The sequence below is a fragment of the Fusobacterium sp. genome (assembly GCF_032477075.1).
GTDB lineage: Bacteria > Fusobacteriota > Fusobacteriia > Fusobacteriales > Fusobacteriaceae > Fusobacterium_A.
In genome coordinates, this window is the sequence record NZ_JAWDXO010000017.1 from 33,083 (window position 1) to 58,083 (window position 25,001).

Below are 25,001 nucleotides of genomic sequence, written 5' to 3' on the forward strand. Positions count from 1 at the left end.
AAAATATATTAGATAATGAAAAGCAGTATTTTGTTTTTTTAGGAGGTGGAGATGGGAATAATAAAAGTATTAGATGAATCAGTTTCCAACATAATTGCAGCTGGAGAAGTAGTTGAAAATCCTGCTAGTATGTTAAAAGAGCTTTTGGAAAACTCATTGGATGCAGAGAGTAAAAGTATAAAAATAGAAGTAAAGTCTGGTGGAAGACATGTAATAATATCTGATGATGGGAAAGGAATGACTCAAGATGATCTGCTTCTTTCTGTAGAAAGACATGCAACAAGTAAAATAGCTAAAAAAGAGGACTTGTATAATCTTCTTACATATGGATTCAGAGGAGAGGCACTTTCTTCTATATCAGCTGTATCAAAAATGTCTTTATCTTCTCGAACTAAAGATGATGAAATAGGATCAGCAATAACAGTTTCAGGTGGAAAAATAACAGGTCTTAAGGAAATTCAGAGAAATATAGGAACCACTATAGAAATAAAAGATTTATTTTTTAATACTCCTGCAAGATTAAAGTTTTTAAGAAAAACTACAACAGAATATATGAATATAAAAGATATAATAGTGCAAGAGGCATTGGGAAATCCTAATACAGCAATAACTCTTATACTGGATGACAAAGTAAGCATAAAGACAAGTGGGAATGGGATAGACAACACCATTGTAGAAATATTTGGAAGAAATGTTTTGAAAAATTCAAAAGCTTTTTCTATGGGATATTTAGGAAATGCTTCTTTGTATAGAGCTACAAGAGATTCTATATTCACATTTGTCAATGGGCGTATGGTAAAATCAAAGCTTCTGGAAAATGCTGTCATTGATGGATATTATACAAAACTTATGAAAGGAAAATATCCTTTTGCTATATTGTTTTTGGAGATAGATCCTAAGGAAGTAGATGTCAATGTACATCCTTCAAAAAAAATAGTTAAGTTTTCAAATGAATCTAATGTATATGGAAAAGTTTTAAGGGAGATTGAAAATTGTTTTGAAAGAGATGATATTTTTGTTTCTCCAACTATAGAAAAAACTACTGAAAAAGAAAATGAATCTTTGATAGACTTTTCAGAATTTTCAAAGTTTGTTCCTATGAAGGCAGAAAATACTAAATTTGAAGGAATTGAAGTAGAAAAATATCCAAAAACTGAAACAGAAGCAGAAATTACTCATACAGAGATAAAAAAAGAGGTTATAAAACCTGATGAAGATGATTTTGAAAATATGTTCAGTGAAGAGAGTAAATCTGCTCCTTTTGAAATAAGAGAAGAAATAAAAGTATTTGAAAGAAATGAAAAATCTGATATCATTACTGAGACAAAAAATGAATTTAAAAAAAATATTAAAGAAGATGAGATAATTATATCAAAAGAAAAAAATATTATATCTAAAATAGATTTTAAAGTACTGGGACAGATATTTAATTCTTTTATTTTAGTAGAAAGAGATGGAATATTTGAAATATATGATCAGCATATAGTTCATGAAAGAATACTTTATGAAAAACTAAAAAAAGAGTACTATGGAACAAGTGTAACCAGACAGCAGCTCTTGGTGCCTATAAGAATAGTTCTTGACCCAAGAGAAAGAGAACTTATATTTGAAAATATAGAATATTTTACAGGATTTGGATTTGAAATTGATGAATTTGATGAAAATGAAGTGGTAATAAGGTCAGTTCCAGTAATGAATTTTAGAGATAGTACAGAGAATATTTTCAAAAATATAATAAAAAATCTTAAAGAAAATAAAGAAACAGATATCAGAGAGAGTATTATCATTTCAATGTCATGTAAGGGGGCAATAAAAGCTAATGAAAAGCTATCTCTTAATGAAATGGAGACAATAATAAAAAAGCTTCATGAAATAGGAGAATATACATGCCCTCATGGGAGACCAATTATAGTAAAAATTACTTTAAATGATCTGGAAAAACTTTTTAAAAGAAAATAAATTGAATTTTTTTGAAAAAAGGAGTATATTTTGAATGTATCTATTATATGTATAGGAAAAATAAAAGAAAAATACATAGCTGAGGGAATAAATGAATTCTTGAAAAGAATGCAGTCTTTTGCTAAAATGAAGATTGTAGAATTAAAAGAAGATGGAAATGACAGCAGCAGAAATATTTCCATTGAAAAAGAATCAGAAGATATTCTTAAAATGATGGAAAAATTAGGTGGATACAATATTCTGCTTGATATTCAAGGAAAAAATTTCTCTTCAGAAGAGATGGCAGCAGAGATAGAAAAACTCACAGTGAATGGTGTGAGCAGTATAAATTTTATAATAGGTGGCTCATATGGAGTATCAGAAAGTATAAAGAAAATAGTAAATATGAGATTAAGTTTTTCTAAAATGACTTTCCCCCATCAATTGATGAGGTTAATACTTAGTGAACAAATATACAGATGGTTCAGCATTATAAAAAATACAAAATATCATAAATAGTACAGTTAACTAAACATTTAAAAAGTTAATAAATTTAGGAGGGAAGAGTATGTATTCGCAAGGAGAAACTTTTTATCATGACATTGATGATGAAGAGTACGAATTACATGTAATTGAAAATGTTGTAATGGGGCATAAGGAGTATATAATTGCAGAGGATTTTGATGGGCAGATCCATGTATTTTTATATGATGAAGAGGATGAAGATATTTATTTAATTGAAGATAGTGATGCTATGGAGGTTATAGAATATTGGAGGGAAGAATATTTATCTGGTGATGATATAGGTGATTATGAAGAAGATGAATATTATGACAGATAAGATGATTATAGTGAAAAATTTGATAATGAAGATTACTATGAAGATGAAGAGGAATATTATTAATGAGTAAATTTATGATAAAAAGTATAGATAGTTATAATGAAAAATCATTTGAAATGGTTAATGGTTTAAAAAAAGAAGAAAAGGATAAAATTATCTATGAATATAAAAGTAAATTAGGTAATTGTAAAATATTTTTTCATAATGAAAAGATATTTATACATAGAGAAAATAATGGTATAAAAAATGTTATAGAAGTTGATTTGAACAATAAGACTGAATTTTTGTATTGTGGTGAAGGATTTGAAAAAAACTTTCATATATTAGGAGAAAAAATAACTTATAAAAAAAATATATTGGAATTTTCTTATAAAATATTAGATAATGGAGAAGAAGTCAATAATATTTCAATCACCATTAAAGAATATTGATAATCTTTTGAATAGAGCATATTTGGTTTATGCTCTATTTTCATAAACAGGAGGTAAAATGAAAGCAATAGGTTACTTATTAATTCTTCTTACTATGTACAGCTGTACTGGACTTCCTCAAATAAAAGATCCAGGAAGCATATGGGGGAGAAATGAAGAACAACCATTAACACAGGAAACAATTATTTTAGCAGAGAATGATTCTTCTGGTATATTAGATGAAGTTTCAAGATCATTAAGAGAAGGAAAAAGTAAGGAATACTCAGAAAATTATTCTGGAAGTACTTTTGAAGTATATGCAGGAGATTATCTTTTTATACCTTTAAAATCAGAAGATAATTTTAAACTGATGTCTTATCCAAGGAATATTTCTTATGAATTAGGAATAAAGGGGAAAAATCTAGTATTTAGAAGTATATATCAAGGAGAATTTACTTTAGATGTTTATTCTTTGGGAGGAATAACAAGAAGAATAAAAATTTCAAATAAATTGAAATATAGATTTACGGAACAGAATAATTATGATATAATTCTAAAAAATTATGCTAAGAATGATATAAAACAATTACAGGATAGTGTTGCTCTGCATAGAATGGCTTTTCCAGATAGTTTTAGAGATAAGGAAATATCTTTTATGTTAATGGAACTGGCAGGAAAAGATGGAAATGTTAAAGTTGTAAGAGAAGAAATTGAATTCTTGAAAAAATATAAAACTTTAGATGAACAAGATAAACTGACAATACTTGACACGCTTGCAGGAATAGGAAGTGCAGGTTCTCAACTTGATTCAGTATTGCTGGAATATAATTCAGGAAATACTATTCTTAATGCTGAATTAAGAAAATTAATACTTGCAAAATCTTCAGCTAACAGAGAGGAAATAGAGTTTTTAGAAAAATATTTCAGAGATGAGCCTACAAGGGAAACAGCAGATTTTATAGGTAATTGGTATCTAAAAAATGGAGATATAAACAGAGGAACTCAGTATATAAATGGAACTATAGAAGGAATTGCTCCAGAATTATTGGAATCTATATTTGCAAAGACTGAAGAAGGAACAGTAGATCCAATGGCAGAACTTGAAAATAAAAATTATACTCAGTTTAGATCATTTTTAAGTGATGGAGAAAATAGTTTCAATCAAGGAAGTTATGTAGAGGCATTAGTACATTTTGAAAAAGCTTTAAGTGTAAATAAAGACTATGCTGAAACTAAAGATATTTATTTTTATATGGGACAAAGCAATTTTCAGCTAGAAAATTACCAAAAAGCTATTGATAATTATAAAAAAGCCCTTAATATAGAAAAAAGCGATGACAAAAAGGCAGAAATATACTATAATATGGGAATAACTTATGATAAACTTGGAAATAAAGAAGAAAGCAGAAATTATTTTACTTTTGTAAGACAGAAATTTCCAAAGTCATCATGGAGTACAAAAAGCAGTATATACCTGCTCAGATTAAATTAAAATCAAAAAATTTATAAGGAGAAGAACCATGGAAAAATATTTTGACAGAGTAGCTAAAGAAAATTTAGTTATGGAAAAATGGAAAAAAGTAGAAGAATTAAAAGAATTAGGAGTAAAGCCTTTTGGAAGTAAGTTTGATAAAAAGTACATGGTGGAGGATATATTAACTCATACTCCTGAAGAAAATTTAAAATATAAAACAGCTGGAAGAATAATGGCTTATAGAGGAAAAGGGAAAACTTTATTTGTTCATATAGAAGATCGTACTGGAAGAATTCAGTTATACCTGAGAAAAGATGAATTAGGTGATAAAGTTTTTGAAATGGTAAATAAAATTGGGGTAGGAGATATTGTAGGAGTAGAAGGAGAATTATTTATAACTCATACAGGAGAACTGACTTTGAGAGTTACTTCTATCCAGTTATTATCTAAAAATATCAGACCTTTACCAGAAAAATTTCATGGATTGACAGATGTTGAAACTAGATACAGGAAAAGATATGTAGATCTTATTATGAATAAAGAAGTAAGAGATACATTTATAAAAAGAACTCAAATTATAAAAGGAATTAGAACAATACTTGATAATAAAGGATTTTTAGAAGTTGAAACTCCATTGATGCATCCGATTTTAGGAGGAGCAGCAGCAAAACCATTTATTACTCATCACAATGCATTAAATGTTGATCTATATATGAGAATAGCTCCTGAGCTTTACTTAAAAAGATTGATAGTTGGAGGACTAGAAAGAGTATATGAACTGGGAAGAAACTTTAGAAATGAAGGAATGTCAACAAGACATAATCCTGAATTTACAATGATTGAATTATACCAAGCTTATGCTGATTTTAATGATATGATGGATTTAGCAGAAGAAATAATTACAACTCTTGCTAAACAGGTACTAGGAACTACTACTGTTGAGTATAATGGGAAAACTCTAGTTTTAGAAAATTTCAAAAGAGTACATATGGTAGATTTAGTAAAAGAAGTTACTGGAGTAGACTTCTGGGATCAAAATATGACTTTTGAAGAAGCTAAAGCTCTTGCAAAACAACATCATGTAGAAGTTGCTGATCACATGAATAGTGTAGGACATGTTGTTAACCAATTCTTTGAAGAAAAATGTGAAGAAAAAATTATTCAGCCTACATTTGTATTTGGGCATCCAGTAGAAATTTCTCCATTGGCTAAGAGAAATGAAGAAGATCCTAGATTCACTGACAGATTCGAGCTGTTTATAGATGCAAGAGAATATGCAAATGCATTCTCTGAATTACAAGATCCAGCTGATCAAAGAGGAAGATTTGAAGATCAAGTGGAAGAAGCTGAAAGAGGAAATGATGAAGCTACTCCTGTAATAGATGATGATTTTGTAGAAGCGTTGGAATATGGATTACCACCTACAGGCGGAATGGGAATCGGTATTGACAGACTTATTATGCTTCTTACTCAGTCTGATTCTATCAGAGATGTACTTTTATTCCCTCAAATGAAACCAAGAGATTAATTATAATTTTATCTAAAAATATTAAAGTACACCTTAGGAGTAGGCTTGGCTTATTCTATGAGGTGTATTTTTTTAGTATTAAAGATTTATAAAAAGAAAAAATTATTTTTTTATTTTGCAACTAAGAACAAAATGTGCTAAAATATTTTTTTAGAATGTAGGAGGGAAGAAAATGATACAAGAATTTTTAATTATTTTTATAATTAATTATATTGGGATTATTCTTACAGAAGTTTTTAATTTGCCAATTCCAGGAACAATCAATGGAATGCTTTTGCTTTTTGCACTGCTTTATTTTAAAGTGTTAAAACTGGAAAAGATAGAAAGAGCAGGAGATTTTTTGCTGCTGAACATGACAATATTTTTTATGCCTCCTTCTGTAAAATTGATTGAATCATTATATTTATTAAAGACAGGATTGTTAAAAATAATATTTTTACTTGTCTTTACAACTTTATTAACAATGGTAGTAACAGGGATAACTGTTCAGTATCTCATAGAGAGAAAGGAGAGAAAATATGGTAGAAATATTGACTAGTACACCATTTTTTGGAGTGATAATAAGTTTGGTAGCTTTTGAAATAGGAAAGATGGTATTTAAGAAAACAAAGATGGCATTGTTTAATCCTCTTCTCATAGGAACTATTATAGTTATACTTTTTCTTAATTTTTTCAAGATACCTGTTAATAATTATATGCAGGGTGGAAATTTTATAGTTTTCTTTTTAGCACCTGCTACTGTTGTATTAGCTATTCCGCTTTTCAGGCAGATAGATCTTTTAAAAAAGAATTTTGTTCCAATAATGGGTGGAGGCATAGTAGGTTCAATTGTTGCTATTGTTTCTGTAGTAGTACTGGGAAAGTTAATGGGAATAGATCAGCAGCTTTTACTGTCATTTATGCCTAAATCTATTACGACACCTATAGGAATAGAGCTTTCTACTTTGCTTGGAGGAATTCCTTCAATAACAGTTTTTGCAATAGTAATAACAGGAATAACTGGAAATGTCTCTGCTCCCTATATACTTTCAATATTTAGAATAAAGCATCCTGTAGCAAAAGGTATAGGAATTGGTATATCAAGTCATGCTGTGGGAACAAGCAGAGCTATAGAAATGGGAGAAATAGAAGGGGCTATGAGTGCTCTGTCAATAGTTATAGCAGGAATACTTACAATAGTTATAGCACCTCTCATAAGAATATTTGTTTGAGAATAATGTATAAAGATGATTAAATATGTTAAGGGTATTAGAGCTTAAATAACATTGAAAATCATCTTTTTTATTTTTACTCTTGACTTAGAGTATACTCTAATGTATATACTAGATATAAGGAAAGAAGGTGAAATTTTTATGAATCTCAGTATAAAAAAAGTAGCAGAAAAAACTGGGCTTTCAGAATATACTTTAAGATATTATGAAAAGGAAGAGCTTCTTACATCTATTAAAAGAGATGAAGCTGGAAGAAGAGTATATGATGATGAAGATATGGAAACTATAAATACCATCACTTGTCTGAAAAATACAGGAATGCCAATTAAAGAAATAAGGAAATTTATTAAATGTACAATAAAAGGGGATTCTACTCTCAAAGAAAGAAGAAAAATGGTATTGAAGCAGAAAAAGATGGTAGAAGAAAAAATAGAGGAATTAAAAAAAGAATTGAATAAAATCAATAAGAAATTAGATTATTATGAAGCTGCTTGTAAAGCAGGGAGTTCTAAAAATGTAAAGAAAAAGTTTTATCCAGAAAACTGCAACATATAATAATATTTTTCAATTAAGGAGGAAGATACATAATGGAGAATTTTACTTTTTACAATCCAGCAAAAATTATTTTCGGAAAAGGAACTGAAAATCAAGTAGGAAAAGAAATGAAAAAATTAGGCAGCCGGATACTTTTAGTATATGGTGGAGGAACTATTAAGAGGATAGGATTATATGATACTGTTGTAAAGGCCTTAAATGTCGAAAATATCTCTTTTGTAGAATTAGGTGGAGTACAACCTAATCCAAGGCTACAATTGGTACAAGAGGGAATTAGGTTATGCAGAGAACATAATTTAGAAGCAATACTGGCTGTAGGTGGAGGCAGCACCATTGATACTGCAAAAGGGATAGCAGCAGGGGTAAATTATGATGGAGATGTATGGGATTTTTATGAAAGAAAGGCTGGACCTGATGAAGCTCTTCCGATAGGAGTAGTGTTAACTATACCAGCAGCAGGAAGTGAATCAAGTATGGGAAGTGTTATTACAAAAGAAGAAGGACTTTTGAAACGTTCATGTGGAAATGTTTCAATGATTCCAAAGTTTGCAATAATGAATCCAGAATTTACATTTTCTCTTCCAAGCTATCAAACTGCCTGTGGAGCTTCAGATATATTGGCTCATCTCATGGAACGTTATTTTACTCAAGTAGAGCATGTAGATTTTACAGATAGATTGATAGAAGCAACTATGAAAACAGTTATAGATTATGCACCTCTTGCTATTAAAGAACCAGAAAATTATGATGTACGTGCTGAAATAATGTGGGCTGGAACAATAGCTCATAATAGTCTTTTGAATACAGGACGTCTTGGAGATTGGGGTTCTCATCAAATAGAACATGAAATCAGTGCTATATATGATATAGCCCATGGTGCAGGACTTTCTATTGTATTTCCTGCGTGGATGAAGTATGTTTGCCATGAAAATATGGATAGATTTGTGCAGTTTGCAGTTCGTGTATTTGGAGTGAGTATAACACTTACAGATAAAGAACTTGTAGTAAAACAAGGTATTCAAAAACTTGAAGAATTTTATTATAGCTTAGGACTTCCTGTATACTTAAAGGAAGTGGATATTTCAGATGAAAGATTAAAAGAAATGGCAGAAAAATGCTGTAAAAAAGGACCACAAGGAAACTTTAAAAAATTATATGAAAATGATGTATTTGAAATATTAAAACTAGCAAGGTAAAATTATATTGATAATATATTTACATAAAAAAATCCCCTCAATGAATGAGGGGCTTTTTTTATAACACGGGGGAGTGTTAAAAAAACAAAGACTAAAAATAGACTCTGGGGGTTACAGAAATCTAATTTACTATGTCAGTCTCGATTTAAGTATACCTCATCTACTATTTTAAGTCAATATTAAAATTTTTTACAATTAAATATGAAAATAGCTAAAATTGAATAACTTTTATAATTCCATACCAGTTTTTATTTTATTAATAGTATCTAGTTCCAGTAAAGTTTCAGCTAATTCAAAAGCGAAAGCCAAAGATTGACCGGCACCCATACCAGTTATAAGTTTATCATCTCTGACAATATTTTTTTCTTCATATTGATGGTTTTTCATAAGTTCTTTTAAAGAAGTATGGCATGTTACCCTTTTTCCAAGAGCAATATTATGATTTCCTAAAATTGAAGGAGCTCCACATATAGCACCTACAAATTTTTTATTATCTATATAAAATTTGATAAGTTCTACTACTTCATTGGAATTTCCAAGATTGATATATCCAGGATTTCCCCCTGGGAGCACAAGCATATCTCCATCTTTTAAATCAGTTTCTTTTAGAGTAGTATCAGCTTTGACTAATACTTCTTGACCTGACATAACATTTTTTTCAGAAGTAATAGAAACAGTTTTAACATCTACTCCCCCTCTTCGCAAAACATCAACAGGAGTTAAAGCTTCAATGAGTTCAAAACCATCTGCTAATAGAATATAAACTTTTTTCATAATGGAACCTCCTTGATATATTTAATTATAAATTTTCTACAGTTAATTTTCCCTGAGTGATCAATGAACGAACAAATTGATGAGCATCCACTACTGCATTACAATATATAGATTTAGTCTCTCCTTCAAAGAAAGCATTGAGAAGAATTTGCTGCTGTTCAGCAATATTTCTATCTAGTTCTTCAATAGTAAAATCTCCTCTTTTATATTCTTCAATGAGAGCTTCATATACAGTGTCAAAAGTAGAGTCATACAGCTGCTCTTCCCAGTTTTCAATTATAGACATAATTTTTTTCACCTCTTTTATATATTAAATTTGTATAAGATAACAAAATTATCTTAACATTTCTTACTGAAAATGTCAATTTTTATGCAATGGAGAACTCATTGATAAAAAATATGTTTAAGTTTTTAAATCATTAATATTCTAGATGAAATAATATATTTATGAAATAAATTCTTATGTTTATATTATACCATTAAAATAAAAAAACGATTACAAAAATAATCGTTTTAAAAATTTTAACTCAAATTGAATATTGCTACAACAGCTGGCACTAGAATAGGAACAATTATTGTTATGACAAGGCCTGAATAAAAAGCTATTATAGATATGTCAGGAGGATTACTTCTGTTTATAACAGGAAGTACAGAATCCATTGCAGTAGCTCCAGCAGATGATACTGATTGAAATGATCCAATTTTAGCAGCTATGAATGGTATTGTAAATATTGCTAAAAGCTCTCTGAATACATTTGAAAGAAAGGCAGTTCCACCTAATTGAGCATTTATTTTAGAAAGTTCTATAGCGGAAAATGAATACCATCCCATACCAGAACTTACAGCTATTCCTTCTCCTAAAGAAAGAGTAGTAATGAAAGAAGCGAGAACTCCTCCAAGTAAAGAACCAATTATTGTAATAAAAGGCAGTAACAGGACTTTTTTATTTAAAGTTTTCAACTGCTCAAATACACTTTGATTTTTTCCTATATCTATTCCAACAAAAAATAAAAGAAGACATAATCCAAACTTAATAAGGTTATCAGCATGAGCTAGTACAAGGGAACTTTTACAGAAAAATCCAAGAAGACCTCCTATAATAACAGATAAAGCTATTCCAAGCATTACTTATCTCCTCCTTTGTAAAAAATATGAGTCAGAAGTATACTGCCCAATACTGCACATGCAGCCACAATAATAGACTCCAATCCTAATATATGAAAGTTGGCAATAATTTTATCATCTGAACCAATTTTATAACCCATTACTCCAAGCAGGAAAAATAAAGATAAAGTTTGAAGAAGTCCAACTTTCCTGTCAATAATCTTAGGAATCCATCCTTTTTTAGTTATAAAATAACCAACAGAGATTATGAGAATATACAATATGATGTCATGCATAAAATTCCCCCTTTATTAATTTTTATTTATTAAAAATTTAAAAATAGTTTTTTGGATATAAGGATCTGTTGGTGAATATATCTTGCTTTTTTCTGGAAGAAAATTTAAAATATCAGGATAATCCTGAGTTTCAAAACAGATACCCATATGTTTTTTGCAATCTGAACCATTTGAAAGTTTTCCTACTTCATGCAGATAATTTCCACTGTATATAACAACTGCTGGCTGATCAGTAAAGACTTTTAATATTCTTCCAGAAACATCATCTTTAAGTTCAGCTGCAGGAATCTTTTTATTTTGATTTAAAATAAAAGGATGATCCAGTCCATTATTTACAATCTTGATTTGAACATCATCAGAATCAAGGGAAGTTTGAAGCAGAGAAAACTCATGGAAATCAAAAGGAGTTCCTTTTACTTCAGATATTTTTACTGGGAGAGTAGCTTCATCTACAGCAATAAAAGCATCTGAGTTAAGTTTTAGATATTCATCAGATATATCTCTTTTAAAATCTCCACTCAGATTAAAATATGAATGATTAGTAAGATTCATATATGTTTCTCTATCTGTAGTTCCATAATATTCAATAGATAGTTCATTATTTTTTAATATATATTTTACAGCAACAGAAATATTTCCTGGAAATCCTTCTTCTAAATGACAACTGTTAAGTGTAAGTTCCAGACCAACAAAGTCATCTCCTTTTATCTCTTTAGAAGCCCATATTTTGTGACTGAAATTATTTATTCCCCCATGGATATTATTTTTTCCATTGTTAGCATTAAGCTTATATGCAGTATTCCCTATTTTTAGCTCAGCATTGGATATTCTTCCAGCATTTCTTCCCACTACAGCTCCAAAATAAGGAGATCTTTCTTCATAATCAGTTATATTATTTAAATTTAAGACTATATTTTCAATCTTTCCATTTTTATCTGGAAAAGAAATTTTCCTTATAATTCCTCCATAATTAAGAATTTCAACTTCTAAAAAATCATTTTTAAGAGTATATAATTTCACTGTTTCATCAAATTTTGTTTTGCCCCAATTTCTAACTGTTAATTCCATTTGTTCTCACCTCTGAGCATTATTCTAACATAAAATAACAATAAAAGATAGAGATAAAAAGTAAAAGTAAAGGATTTTAGAAATAATACAGTAAATAAAATAAATCGTATACATATAAATATAATATTTTTATTATTGAAAAAATGTGGTATATATAAAAGACAAGGGAAAAATATTATACGGAGGGAGATTTAATGAAGAAAAAAATTTTAATATTACTATCTTGTTTATTATCTTTTTTATTGGTTAGTTGTGGGGGAAGTAAGACAGCTGAAAAACCAGCGTCTGCACCAAAGGATACATTAGTATTTGCCCAAATATCTGAATGTAAAACTTTAGATCCACAAGATACAACAGAACAATATTCTCAAAGGATAATAAATGTACTTTATGACAGACTTGTAGAAGTGGATGAAATGACAGGAGAAATAGTACCTGGACTGGCAAAAAGCTGGGAAAGAATAGATGAGAATACTCTTTTGTTTCATCTTAATGAAAATGTAAAATTTCATAATGGAGAAAAACTTACAGCAAATGATGTTAAGTTTACTATTGAAAGAGCTAAAAGTTTACCAAAAGTAGCTCACTTATACAAATTAATAAGCAATATAGAAGTTGTAGATGATAATACAGTAAAAGTTATAACAAGTGAGCCTTTTGCTCCATTGTTAGCTCATTTAAGCCATAAAACTGCTTCAATAATAAGTGAAAAATATTATACTGAAAAAGGGAATAAATATTTTGAAAATCCTGTAGGAACTGGTCCTTATAAATATAAAGACTGGAAAATAGGAGATAGAATAACTTTAGAAGCATTTTCTGAATACTTCAAAGGAGAACCAGCAATAAAATATATAGTTATAAGAGCAGTTCCAGAAGAAAACAGCAGAGTTATTGGACTTGAAACTGGTGAGATTGATATGACTGCTGACCTAGGTGCAGAATCAAGAAAAATAGTTTTAGATAATAAAGATAAAATAAATTATCTTGAATCAAGTGGAATATCTGTAAATTATGTAGGAATAAATACAGATAAAGGTGTTTTAAAAGATAGAGATGTAAGAAGAGCAATAGCAATGGCAATAAATAGAGATGATATTATTAATAGTATCATGATGGGAACAGTAGATAAAGCTAATAGTTTTATAGCTCCAGGAACATTCGGATACAGCCCAGAATCAAAAGTTTTAGAATATAATCCAGAAGAAGCTAAAAGAATAATTCAGGAAAAAGGATTAACAGGAACTAAATTAAGTCTTGGAGTAAGTAACAGCCCTGTAAGAATGCAGATGTGTGAAATAATTCAGGCTCAATTAAAAGAAGTAGGAATAGAAGTGTCTATAGAATCTTTAGAATGGGGAGCTTTCTTAGCTGCAACAGGTAGAGGAGATCTAGATATGTTTACACTTGGATGGGGACCATCTACATATGATGGAGACTATGGATTCTATCCTAATTTTCATAGTTCACAATTAGGTGGAGCTGGAAACAGATCACAATATGTAAATCCAGAAATGGATAAATTATTGGATGAGGCTAAAAAAGAAGTAGATCAAAATAAGAGAAAAGAATTATACAAGCAGGTTGCAGAAATAGTTTATGATGATGTGCCAGTTATTCCTATGTACTATTCTAACAATACAGTAGCTGCTGTAAAGGGAATAGAAGGAGTAAAAGCAACAAGCTATATCAATTTTGATGAATTAAGTTTTAAAAAATAAATCAGCAGAGTAAAGATGGAGGCATAATCAAATGAAAGAACTTATTAATATGATTGAGGAACTGACAAATACTTTTGGAGCTCCTGGATTTGAAGATGAGGTCATAGAAAAAATAAAAAAAGAGGTAAATTTTCTAAGCTCAGAAAGAGATTCAATAAATAATCTATTTATGGGACTCAAAGAAAGAGATTTAAATATACCAACAGTAGCATTAGATTGTCACACTGATGAAGTAGGATTTATAGTGGAAAATATCAATAGAAATGGTTCTATAAGTTTTCTTACTTTAGGTGGATGGTATATAGGGAATATTCCCGCCAGTGCTGTTGTTATTAAAAACAATAAGGGAGAATATATCAGAGGAGTAGTTACATCTAAACCCCCTCACTTTATGACTGAAGAAGAGAAAAGCAGACTTCCAAAAATGTCGGAACTTACTATTGATATAGGAACAAGCAGTTATGAAGAAACTGTTGAACTCTATGGAATAGAAGTGGGAAATTCAATTGTTCCAGATGTAAGTTTTGTATATGATGAAAAAATAGGTATAATGAGAGCAAAAGCTTTTGATAACAGACTTGGATGTGCAGCTTCAATTGAAGTATTGAAAGCTGTTAAGAATAGTGGAATAAAAAATGTCAATGTAGTAGGAGCATTTGCATCACAGGAAGAAGTTGGACTGAGAGGAGCACAGGTAGCTGCTTACAGAGTAAAACCTGATTTTGCAATAGTATTTGAAGGATCACCTGCTGATGATAGTTTTAAAGAGGGAACAGCTTCTCATGGAGCATTAAAAAAAGGTGTTCAGCTGAGAGTTGTAGATGGAGCTATGATATCTAATCCAAGAGTATTAAAGTTTGCAAGAGATATAGCTGATAAAAAGGGAATAAAATACCAAATAATAGCAAGAGAAAAAGGGTCAACTAATGGAGGAAAGTATCATATTTCTGAAACTGGTATTCCTGTACTTGTGCTGGGAATTCCTACAAGATATATTCATACTCATTATTCATATGCCTCAATAGATGATTTAACAGCAGCTATATCATTAGCTGTAGAAGTAATAAAAGAACTGAATAAAGATGTAATAAAATCATTTTAAAAAAATCACCCATGAGATAAATTTATCTTGTGGGTGACTTTTTATTTAACTAATCAGCTTCAAATAAATATTTTTCCATTAAAATGATCCCAAAATATCAGATATTATATAATATCTAGGATTAAAAAATTTTTAATTAAAATTTAAGATTCCCAAAATGGATCAACTTCAGTCTCTCCATAATAATATCCCCCATAAATAGTTACTGACATATTTTTATCAATCTTAGGCATAGCATCTCCAATCCAATGATATACTTCTCCATCTAATGAAAGATACCCCTCTGGATGATTTCCAAAACATATATGTTTTAATAGTTCCATACATTCATTAAAATTTTCACTTTTTGCTATGTAAAAAACATTTTCATCTTCTTTACTGTTCAACTCACTTCCATCTCCAGTGGCAAATGCAAAAAGTTTCTCATCAACATCAGCAATGATAATCATTTCATTCAACTCGTCATCTTCATCCTGCATTTCTTTAAATTTTTTCAAAGCAAGCTTTATATGCTTTGTAAGTTCAGGAACTAAATGCTTATTTCCTACTTCAAAAAAAAGTTTTCCTAATTCATTAATTGATTTTTCACCATATTTTTCCATAATCTCCATATCATACCTCCATAAATAAATTTTGTAAACTATAAATATAGTAACATTTTTTTATAAAACATTTATTCTGACAATTATGATTTTAATTAAATATAAAAAATTTTACTTTTATAAATTTTTTTTACATATCATAATCTTTTTTGTCATCATCATATTTATACTGTTTATAAATAAAAAATATACCTATAACTAAAATAATAAAAACAGTTGCAGAGGATAAAACTATTAAAAGTGTTTTCACAAATACCTCCTTATAAATAACTAACTTTCAATTAATTATATCTAGTTGAATCTTTATATATTTCTCTTTGCTTTTTGTATTCTTTTGAAAGAAATCCTTTGGTTACTTTAATTTGAGGATTATTAATAAGTATTTTTTTTAAGAGAGTTTGAAACAAAGAAATTTTATTAGGCTCTAACATCACTTTTACCTTTTTACCATCATTTTTATAAAAATATATCATTAAAGCATTTTTATATTTTCGAAATACTTCATGTGTATGTATCCATATTACTAAATTGGTATTTAATTTTTCAAGTGAGAATCCCCTGTTTATTATAAGAAGATTCTCACGAAGCAATAAAGGAAGCGAATAAACAGCAAAATTAAGAGAAAGATTTTCTTTTTCTTCAGCAGTAAGAAGAGATTCAAAAATATCTTGATTTTTCCATATAGCTTTCCATGCAAAAAACCATACAAGACAGGCAAGAAAAACTACTATTGTAATAATAATAACAGCAAGAATTGCATCTTCTCGTCTTGATGGACCAACAAGTTCTACAGGGAATCTAGTAGCTTCTTTATAGAAAAGAACAGCAAAGATTATTTCTATACCTAGAAAGATTCCCCATACTAGAAATAAAGACAAGTATTTTATCATATTTTTCATAAAATTTTTCCCCTTTATAGTTTTCTATTCTTCTTCATTATCCTCAGATAAAGTTAGAATTTTTTGAAGATATTGTTGATTCACTTTACTGGCTTCATCTATAGCTTCTTTTAACTCATCTTCACCACCCCATATGCTTTCTATAATTTCATATATAGAATAACTGCTGATTTCACTATTTTCCAGTTCTTCTACAAATTTACTTAAAATATCAGGATTATTTAATCCATCAAAATTACTTCCCTTATAACCATGATTATTTGAATTAATTAAACAAGCAATAACTACAGGAATATTCTCAGAAGTTATGCCGAATTTATCTATATACTCTCCTACAAACCAGCTTGGACTAATAGAGTGTTCAGAATCATTTTGTTCCATAAATTCCTGTACTATATCACCATTTGAAATGTCAGCCAGCCCCAGAGCAAATACAGCATATCCTCCAACTGGAACAGCTTCCTCACTGTCTGCATCACTATAATAATCATATGAATCCATTATAGTATGCACATATTCTTTCATCAATGGGTAAAGTGCTGGATACTTGGCACAGTTATTCCAGAATATATTTGCTTTTGTCTTTTTTAAGTCAGGAATAGGAAGAAATTCTTTTATTTTAGAATTAAATTTTATGCTGTATTCATTAGGGAATCCAGCTTTAATTAGACGAATAATAAATTCAATCATAGCTTTATATGCTTCTTCACACTCTTCTTTTATTTTCAAATCTATTACTTTATCAATGTCATTTCCTAGGCAAGTTACATATTTATCTTTATATTGTACAGTATCAGCTGGAATCTGCCCTGTTCCAAATTTTAATATATTTTTAGCCTCTTTATAGCCCAGTTCACCAGCTTTTTTCAGATAATCTCGCCCATATTGTTTTTCATATTTATCAGTTCCATGTATCAGCATCATCATAGATAACCAGCAGGCAAGAGCCAGTTCTTCATCATTAGGAGTATGATTTTCATTTACCTGAGTAAGTATGGCAGCTCCATTGGCAAAACCATAAATTAGATCAGTCATAGTACTGCTGAATCTAGCTTTTTTGGCTTGTTCAACAAGAGCAGTAAAAAACTCTTTAAGATAGTCTTTGCCAAATTCTTCAAGAAAATCTTGTACAGCCACAGAGCATATTGGAACTAGAGAATTATCTATTTCAGTGATATCAGCAGTTTTATATTCTTCATTTTTTATAAAGTTATATATTAATTCCTTACGTTTATTTAGACGTTTTTCATCTCTAGCTGTTATTCTGGCTTGTTCCCATACCTGTCCCTGCATATGTGGAGCATCTGTAGGAAGAGGGTCACGAGAAACACTTAATGTCACAGTGATTCCAAAGGTAGCATTGTACAATCCTCCATAAGATTCATTATCTACTTTATTTTGCAGCCACTTCTGTATTGTAGGAACTATATCATTTTTAAATATTTCACTTGTCAAAAATTTTAAATCTATATCAGTTTGCTCTTTCATTCTGTGATGGGATACATGAATTCCATTAAATTCAAAAAAACATGTAATTTCATTACTTTCTTGAGTATTGTATTCAGGCTGAGCTTTATAATGATACCAAGAAAAATGAATTCCTTTAGACCAGCCGGGCATAAATTTATCCTTTGGTAATGTTTCTTTTTTCTCAATTGCTTCTCTGATTTCTTTTTCATGAAGTTCAAAGATTTCAATCATTTTGTCTGTTACTGCTTTTACCTTACCTTCCATTTGATCACTCTCCAATATTTTTTCTTCCCAAAGATGTATAGTGTATAATTGGGGATATACTACTACCTTTTATCATAATCTGTGATTGCATACAAGAAAGCTAAATGTTCAATTACGCGCTTTGTAGTTGCCAAAATCAACATAAAATTAGGAAGAAAGATAATTTTAATTCTTTTATAATTTTTTTTTATTTATTAAACAAAGTTAAAATGATTTATAATAAAAAATGCTATATAGAGATAGTACTTTATAAATAAATTTTTTTTATGTTTTATTTTTGAAAAATAAATTTGAAAATTTATCAATAATTTTTACAATAAAACAATAAATAAAACACTATATAATACTATCATATTATATTATTGTGCTATCATAAAATGTGGAGGTTTAGAAAATGAATAAAAAAATTGAAAAGAGACCAAGTTTTTTTGCAGCTATGTTTGTGTTCTTATTTTTGATATTTGCAATGGCAGCACAAATATTTATAATCAAAAACAATGATATAGCACATATTACACTTCTTGGGGTAACAGTAGTAACAGTAATTGTTGCATTTATTTCAGGTTTTACTTGGGAGGATATTCAGGCAGGAATAATGCATGGAGCTAATTTAGCTATGATACCAGCACTTATTTTAATATTAGTGGGAGTAGTTGTGGCAGCATGGATACCAGCAGGAACAATTCCATCAATTATTTATTATGGACTAAAAATTTTAAATCCCAAAATATTCCTATTTACAGTTTGTCTTATTTGCTGTATTGCTTCACTATCTACAGGAAGTTCATGGACTACAGGAGCAACAGTAGGAGTAGCATTTATGGGTATAGGTATGGGACTGAATATTCCACCAGCTATGACAGCAGGAGCAGTTATTTCTGGAGCAATATTTGGAGATAAGATGTCACCAATGTCTGACTCTACAAACTTAGCAGCAGCAGTAGCAGAAGCTGATTTATTTGATCATATTAAAAGTATGATGTACAGCACAGGACCAGCTATAATTATTTCTCTTATTTTATATTTTTTTCTTGGTATGAAATTTAGTGGAGATATTGATTCCTCACAGATAGATTTAATAACAACAGGATTAAAAGAAAATTATTTTATAAGTCCAATAGCATTTTTACCAATGGTAATTGTAATAATATTAGCTGTAAAAAAAGTAAATGGGTTAGCAGTAATGGCAATAGCTGGTTTGTTAGGAGGATTTTTTGCTATAACATTTGGGGGATATGGAATAGGAGAGATAATGAATGCTATGGATTTCGGCTTTGTATCTAAAACAGGAATAGGGGAGGTAGACAGACTTCTTTCAAGAGGTGGAATGCAGAGTATGATGTGGACAACTTCACTTGGTTTGATAGCATTGAGTTTAGGAGGATTATTTGAAAAAACATATATATTAGATGTACTTCTTGGCAGATTAAAAGGAATTACAAAAAGTACAGGAGGACTTATTACTACCCATGTACTTATGGCAATAGCTATAAACTTTTTTTCAGCAAGTCAGCATATGGCAATTATATTTTCAGGAAGAATGTTAGCTCCAAGTTATAAAGAAAAGGGAATTCAGCCATCTGTATGTTCAAGAGTTTGTGAAGACAGTGCTACTGTGACATCTCCTTTGGTACCTTGGGGATTATGCGGTTTGTTTTTTACAGGAGCATTAGGTGTAAGTACATTTGAATATGCTCCATATACATTCCTTGCTTTTCTGGCGCCACTTATTACAATAGTTTATGGTTGGACAAATAAATTTATTTTTAAAACAGAAAAATAATAAGGTGGTATTTAGAATGGTAAATAGAAAAGAAAGTCTTGATTTATTAAAAAAATTAATAAGTATAAAAAGCAATTATTTTCATGAAAAAGAAATAATGGAGTATTGTTATGATTGGTTTAAGAATAATGATATGAATATTTCATATCATTATTATACAGATAATAAAGTAACTGATTTTAGCGGGATAAATATAATAGGAGAGATGAAAGGGAGTGAAGAAGGACCTGTACTTCTCATAAATGGACACCTTGATACTGTAGAAGAGTGCACTGGCTGGAGTAAAAATCCCTATATCCCCCTTGAAGAAGATGGAAAACTCTATGGATTAGGAGCACTTGATATGAAATCAGGGTGTGCTGCTGCTATGATAGCACTTAGAGAATTTAAAAAAAATATAATGAATTTTAAAGGAAAAATAATATATTCTTTTGTTTCTGATGAAGAAGGACCATATGGACTGGGAACAAATTTTATTCTGAATGATGGCTTAATAAATGAAAGTGATATAGCAATAGTGACAGAACCAAGCAGTGGTTTTCTTCGTATGAAAGAACCTGTCATATGTCTAGGTGCAAGGGGAGGTTATGGATACAGCATTAAAATATATGGAAAATCAAGTCATGCTGCAACTCCTGAATATGGGATAAATGCTGTAGATGAAGCAGGAAAACTTATTGTTGAACTCAGTAAAGCTATTCCAGTGTATGATGAAAAACTTGGACATTCAAGCCATTGTGTAATTGAAATAGAAGGGGGGGGAGCAGCCTGCTCAGTTCCTGATAATGCAGAAGTAAAAATATTCAGACATATAGTACGTGGAGAAAACAAAAATACTATAAAAAAAGAGATAGATGAAGCTGCTATAAGATGTGGATTAAAAGGGCGATATGAAGTAATATTCCGTGAAGCTCCGCTTGAAAATGCAGATGGATTTATGCCATATGTTGTAGATGAAAAATTATTAGAAATAGAAATCTTAAAAGATTCTATAAAAAAAATAACTTCTAAGGAAGCAGAGATAAAATATTTTTCAAGTATTGGGGATTTTAATTCTATAGCCTCTAAACTGAATATTCCTGTTATTATATATGGAGCATCAGGAGATAATTTTCATGGGAGCGATGAAGCAGTAGATATAAAAAGTTTTTATGAAACAGTAGAAGTTCTTTATGATTTTCTTGTTAAATATTTAGCTATACCAAAATAATATTTATAGCTATTTAGAAATTTAGAACTTGATTTCAATAGAAAATGAAAATATAAATTGACAGTTTTTTCATAGCTTTTTCATGAAAGTATTATTGTATATGATATAATAGAGAAAAAAGAAAAGGTGGTTAGTATATGGAGAAAAAAGATATCTCTCTGCTTTTATACAATGGAACTATTTATTCTATGGAGAACAAAATATACAACTGGGTAGCTGTAAAAGATGGAAAAATCTATAAAACTGGATGTAGTGATGAATATAAATCTCTATTGAAACTTACAAAAAAATCTGTTAATTTAAAAGGAAAAACAGTTCTTCCAGGGTTTTATGATTGTCATGTTCATTTAGTACAGACAGGAATAAATATACTTTTTGGAGTAGATTTAAGTGAAGCATCTACTATAATGGAAGTATTGGAATTGATAAAAAAGAAAGCAGATACTCTTAAAGAAGGAGAATTAGTACAGGGAGTAAGATTTAATATCAGTAATATAAAAGAGAATAGGTATCCTACTAGAAAAGAATTAGATAAGATTGTTCCTAATAACCCTGTATGGTTGAATAGTATTGAATATCATACTAGTGTTATAAATTCAATGGCTTTATTACAGCTGAATCTTCCTTATGATATAGAGGGAATGCCAAGAGATGAGAGAAATCTTCCATTAGGAATATTAAGTGGAAAAGCTGGAGCCTTTGTAAAGAATAGAATATCACAGAAAATAGATGACAGAATGAGAGAAAAAGCAGTTGAAAAGGCTCTTTGTACAGCCAGTTATAATGGAGTAACTACTATTCATGCTATGGAAGGGGGTTATAGTTTTAATAATAGAGATGCTGAATTTATTTTGAAAAATAAAGATAAATTTGAACAGGATATTCTTCTTTTTTTTCAGACTATTGATATAACTAAAGCTTATACTCATGATTTGAAAAGATTGGGAGGGGATATTTTTATAGATGGATCTTTTGCATCTAAAACTGCTGCTATTTCCAAGTCATATAAAAGAGAAAAGGATAATTTTGGAAAGTTATATTATAATCAGCATGAATTAAATGCCTTTGCTGAAGAAGCAGTAAAAAATGATATTCAGATAGCTTTTCATGCTATAGGTGACAGAGCTATTGAACAAGCATTAAATGCTATAGAATTTGCACAAAAGAAAAAAAATAGAAGGTCTTTCCGAAATAGAATAGAACATTTTGAACTAGCTACTGATGCACAAATAAAAAAAGTAAAGAAATTGAATATAATATTATCTATGCAGCCTATTTTTGAAACTGTATTTGGTCAAAAAAATGGACTTTATGAGAAAAGACTTGTAAAAAGTTATTCAGATAATTCAAATAGATTTAAAAAAATAGTGGATGAAGGTATTATTATAATAGGAGGATCAGACAGTGATGTATGTGAAATAAATCCTATATTGGGAATACATAGTGCTGTTAATCATCCAAAAAATAAAAGCAGTGTTTCCGTGTTGGAAGCTGTAAATATGTTTACTGTCAATGCTGCTTATGCTTCCTTTGAAGAAAATGAGAAAGGAAGTATTAAGAATGGTAAAATTGCTGATATGGTAGTAATAGACAGAAATATTTTTCAGATAGATAAAAAAGATATAAAAGATGCAAAAGTGAAGATGACTATAAAAGATGGGAACATAATATATGATAATTTCTGAGGTGTATGACATTGGATAAACTGAAATTAAAACTATTAGGGAATACTCAGATATTTTTTAATGATACAAATATAACTCCTCTTTTAAGTGGGAAATCAATAGCTCTCTTGGCATATTTATCTTTTTATAGAGAAATAAGGCATAAAAGAAATAAAATAGTATATTTTTTATGGGGAAACAGTCAGGACAGTTCTGCAAAATATAATTTACGATATAATTTATGGTCTATCAATAAAATTATAAAAAATCAGTCATTGGAAAAATTAATTGATTCTGTAGGAAAAGAACTTTATATAAATTCTAAAATAGATATTGAACTAGATATAGATAATTTACTAAAGATTGAGAAAGAATTGAAATCTGGTGTATATACAATAGAAAATATAATTTTAGAAAAGGAAAAATATAGAGAACTTTTTCTTGATGGAATATATATAAAGGAATGTTTTGAATTTAATGACTGGGTATACAATAAAAGAGAAGAATTTCAAAAAATTTATATTACTATGATAAAAATTTTGTTAGAATATTACCAATTAAATAAGATGCATAATGATTCTATAAAAATATTAAAAGAATTAATTAATTTAAATCCTTATAATGAGGAAAATTATATCCAGATAATTAAAGGGTTTCTTGCCCTTAATGACAAAAAAAATGCTTTGCTTTATTATAATAAATGTATAAATATCTTTAGAGAAGAATTAAATATATCTCCAACAGAATTTTTATTAGAGTGGAAAGAAACAATTAAAGAGTCTTCTGTACCTAAAAATGTAAAGTCTCATAAAATAAATATATTTTTAAGAGAAGAAGAGGAAAAAAAGATTCTTACTGTAGAGTGTTTTCCCAGTAGAATAGAATATAGTTTTCTATATGAATTATCAGATATTATTATAAAAAATATGGAGATAAAGGATAAGGTTCTTTTAAAAGAGATATCTTATATTAATTCAGAAGCAGAAATTCAAGATAATTCTTATTATCCTGATAATGAAGTTTATAAAATAAGATTATTTAATTCTTTTATAAAACTTTTGAATATTTTTTCTGAAGGAAATGAACTGTTCCTTGTAATAAGAAATTTTCATTTTATAGATAAAATCTCCTTTGATTTTTTTAAATATCTAGTGTTTTCTAATAAAGTTGAAGGGAATATCTATCTTACAAATACATTAAATTGTGAGGAATTATCATTTATAGAAAAGTATATAACTGTACATAAAAATTAAATAATAGATTGTTTAAAAAAAAGTAGAAGCTGTTGTAAATTGATAGTTTTGAACTAAAATAAAGTTAAAGGAAAAAATAGAAAATAAAGAGAGATAGACAAAAACCAGCAGAGAAAGTATTGAAAAATAAAGATGAAAAACCTAACAAGGGGACTAAATCCACATAAGTGGAATTTAAACTATCTATCTGTTGTAAAATAATGAGCTATTGGAACTCCAGACTAAATCTATATAAATAAAAAAATATTTTAGTAAAAAAATCATCACCCATGAGGTAAATTTACCTTGTTGGTGATTTTTTGTTATGGTAGGAAATTTTTGATAAAAAAATAGCTTTAATATTAAAATAAATCACAGTATTTTTTTAGGAACTGTGATGAGAATAATGAACTTTTTAAAGTGGAAAAATAAAAAAAATGGAGGAACAGCTGATGAAGCAGTGCAAGAATTAAAATATACAGCAAAAGTATTCTTTAAAACTGTAAAAAAAATTTACAGTATACTTATATGGATAAAGGCGAACTCTCCCAACTTCCAACATTAACGATTATAACCTTTAAGATTATAAAAGTCAAGATATAATATTTGTGTGTAAAAAAGCATCTTAAAATTGACATCTTAAAAATAGAGCTCTTTAT

At 29.0% G+C, this 25,001-nt stretch carries 25 protein-coding genes; 17 read left to right on the forward strand and 8 right to left on the reverse strand.

What is annotated here, in order from left to right:
- The first annotated feature begins 51 nt into the window (after positions 1-51).
- From mutL to E6771_RS08685, 10 genes are all read left to right on the forward strand, one after another.
- Entirely contained in the window at positions 52-1,959 is a 1,908-nt protein-coding gene (gene mutL / locus E6771_RS08640; protein WP_316090871.1) for a DNA mismatch repair endonuclease MutL, read from the forward strand.
- 30 nt (positions 1,960-1,989) lie between these two features.
- Entirely contained in the window at positions 1,990-2,457 is a 468-nt protein-coding gene (gene rlmH / locus E6771_RS08645) for a 23S rRNA (pseudouridine(1915)-N(3))-methyltransferase RlmH (protein ID WP_316090872.1), read from the forward strand.
- Between the two features lie 49 nt (positions 2,458-2,506).
- Positions 2,507-2,779, forward strand: coding sequence for a hypothetical protein (locus E6771_RS08650; protein WP_316090873.1), 273 nt, complete (start codon positions 2,507-2,509; stop codon positions 2,777-2,779).
- Between the two features lie 62 nt (positions 2,780-2,841).
- Positions 2,842-3,210, forward strand: a complete 369-nt coding sequence (locus tag E6771_RS08655) for a hypothetical protein (protein WP_316090874.1) — start codon at positions 2,842-2,844, stop codon at positions 3,208-3,210.
- Positions 3,211-3,268: 58 nt separating this feature from the next.
- Positions 3,269-4,681: a tetratricopeptide repeat protein gene (locus E6771_RS08660; protein WP_316090875.1), complete on the forward strand. Its 1,413-nt coding sequence runs from the start codon at positions 3,269-3,271 to the stop codon at positions 4,679-4,681.
- 28 nt (positions 4,682-4,709) lie between these two features.
- A complete protein-coding gene (gene lysS / locus E6771_RS08665) occupies positions 4,710-6,191 on the forward strand; it encodes a lysine--tRNA ligase (RefSeq protein WP_316090876.1) in 1,482 nt (493 codons plus the stop codon).
- Between the two features lie 172 nt (positions 6,192-6,363).
- Positions 6,364-6,729, forward strand: coding sequence for a CidA/LrgA family protein (locus tag E6771_RS08670; protein WP_316090877.1), 366 nt, complete (start codon positions 6,364-6,366; stop codon positions 6,727-6,729).
- Entirely contained in the window at positions 6,710-7,402 is a 693-nt protein-coding gene (locus E6771_RS08675; protein WP_316090878.1) for an LrgB family protein, read from the forward strand. The genes E6771_RS08670 and E6771_RS08675 overlap by 20 nt, the downstream gene beginning before the upstream one ends.
- 141 nt (positions 7,403-7,543) lie before the next feature.
- Positions 7,544-7,957, forward strand: coding sequence for a MerR family transcriptional regulator (locus E6771_RS08680; protein WP_316090879.1), 414 nt, complete (start codon positions 7,544-7,546; stop codon positions 7,955-7,957).
- 32 nt (positions 7,958-7,989) lie between these two features.
- Positions 7,990-9,153, forward strand: a complete 1,164-nt coding sequence (locus E6771_RS08685) for an iron-containing alcohol dehydrogenase (RefSeq protein ID WP_316090880.1) — start codon at positions 7,990-7,992, stop codon at positions 9,151-9,153.
- A gap of 228 nt (positions 9,154-9,381) precedes the next feature.
- On the opposite strand, the gene E6771_RS08690 is transcribed toward E6771_RS08685, so the two are convergent.
- The 5 genes from E6771_RS08690 to E6771_RS08710 all read right to left on the reverse strand — a co-directional run bounded on the left by E6771_RS08690 (position 9,382) and on the right by E6771_RS08710 (position 12,395).
- Positions 9,382-9,927: a DJ-1 family glyoxalase III gene (locus tag E6771_RS08690; RefSeq protein ID WP_316090881.1), complete on the reverse strand. Its 546-nt coding sequence runs from the start codon at positions 9,925-9,927 to the stop codon at positions 9,382-9,384.
- 25 nt (positions 9,928-9,952) lie between these two features.
- Entirely contained in the window at positions 9,953-10,213 is a 261-nt protein-coding gene (locus tag E6771_RS08695) for a hypothetical protein (protein ID WP_316090882.1), read from the reverse strand.
- A 236-nt stretch (positions 10,214-10,449) separates the two neighbouring features.
- Complete coding sequence (locus E6771_RS08700; protein WP_316090883.1) at positions 10,450-11,052, reverse strand: lysine exporter LysO family protein; 603 nt, start codon at positions 11,050-11,052, stop codon at positions 10,450-10,452.
- Complete coding sequence (locus tag E6771_RS08705) at positions 11,052-11,327, reverse strand: hypothetical protein (RefSeq protein ID WP_316090884.1); 276 nt, start codon at positions 11,325-11,327, stop codon at positions 11,052-11,054. The genes E6771_RS08700 and E6771_RS08705 overlap by 1 nt, the downstream gene beginning before the upstream one ends.
- Positions 11,328-11,342: 15 nt before the next feature.
- Positions 11,343-12,395 (reverse strand): aldose epimerase family protein, encoded by a 1,053-nt coding sequence (locus E6771_RS08710; RefSeq protein WP_316090885.1) that lies wholly within the window; start codon positions 12,393-12,395, stop codon positions 11,343-11,345.
- Positions 12,396-12,589: 194 nt separating this feature from the next.
- Between E6771_RS08710 and E6771_RS08715 the strand changes: the two genes are divergently transcribed.
- Together E6771_RS08715 and E6771_RS08720 are read left to right on the forward strand one after the other, a co-directional pair.
- A complete protein-coding gene (locus E6771_RS08715; protein ID WP_316090886.1) occupies positions 12,590-14,116 on the forward strand; it encodes an ABC transporter substrate-binding protein in 1,527 nt (508 codons plus the stop codon).
- Positions 14,117-14,147: 31 nt separating this feature from the next.
- Positions 14,148-15,218 (forward strand): M42 family metallopeptidase, encoded by a 1,071-nt coding sequence (locus E6771_RS08720; protein WP_316090887.1) that lies wholly within the window; start codon positions 14,148-14,150, stop codon positions 15,216-15,218.
- A gap of 143 nt (positions 15,219-15,361) precedes the next feature.
- Here E6771_RS08720 and E6771_RS08725 read toward each other — a convergent pair whose 3' ends face one another.
- From E6771_RS08725 to E6771_RS08735, 3 genes are all read right to left on the reverse strand, one after another.
- Positions 15,362-15,829, reverse strand: coding sequence for a hypothetical protein (locus E6771_RS08725; protein WP_316090888.1), 468 nt, complete (start codon positions 15,827-15,829; stop codon positions 15,362-15,364).
- Positions 15,830-16,101: 272 nt separating this feature from the next.
- Complete coding sequence (locus E6771_RS08730) at positions 16,102-16,719, reverse strand: hypothetical protein (RefSeq protein ID WP_316090889.1); 618 nt, start codon at positions 16,717-16,719, stop codon at positions 16,102-16,104.
- Between the two features lie 24 nt (positions 16,720-16,743).
- A complete protein-coding gene (locus tag E6771_RS08735) occupies positions 16,744-18,453 on the reverse strand; it encodes a DUF6138 family protein (RefSeq protein WP_316090890.1) in 1,710 nt (569 codons plus the stop codon).
- Between the two features lie 394 nt (positions 18,454-18,847).
- Here E6771_RS08735 and nhaC point away from each other — a divergent pair, with 394 nt between their 5' ends.
- The 5 genes from nhaC (at position 18,848) to E6771_RS08760 (ending at position 24,907) form a co-directional block, all read left to right on the forward strand.
- Entirely contained in the window at positions 18,848-20,236 is a 1,389-nt protein-coding gene (gene nhaC, locus E6771_RS08740; RefSeq protein WP_316090891.1) for a Na+/H+ antiporter NhaC, read from the forward strand.
- A gap of 16 nt (positions 20,237-20,252) precedes the next feature.
- Positions 20,253-21,446, forward strand: a complete 1,194-nt coding sequence (locus E6771_RS08745) for a M20 family metallopeptidase (protein WP_316090892.1) — start codon at positions 20,253-20,255, stop codon at positions 21,444-21,446.
- Between the two features lie 137 nt (positions 21,447-21,583).
- Positions 21,584-23,131 carry an amidohydrolase gene (locus E6771_RS08750; RefSeq protein ID WP_316090893.1) on the forward strand — a complete coding sequence of 516 codons (1,548 nt, stop codon included), beginning with the start codon at positions 21,584-21,586 and terminating at the stop codon, positions 23,129-23,131.
- A gap of 5 nt (positions 23,132-23,136) precedes the next feature.
- Positions 23,137-24,363 (forward strand): BTAD domain-containing putative transcriptional regulator, encoded by a 1,227-nt coding sequence (locus E6771_RS08755; RefSeq protein ID WP_316090895.1) that lies wholly within the window; start codon positions 23,137-23,139, stop codon positions 24,361-24,363.
- 385 nt (positions 24,364-24,748) lie between these two features.
- Positions 24,749-24,907 (forward strand): hypothetical protein, encoded by a 159-nt coding sequence (locus E6771_RS08760; RefSeq protein WP_316090897.1) that lies wholly within the window; start codon positions 24,749-24,751, stop codon positions 24,905-24,907.
- The last annotated feature ends 94 nt before the right edge of the window (positions 24,908-25,001 follow it).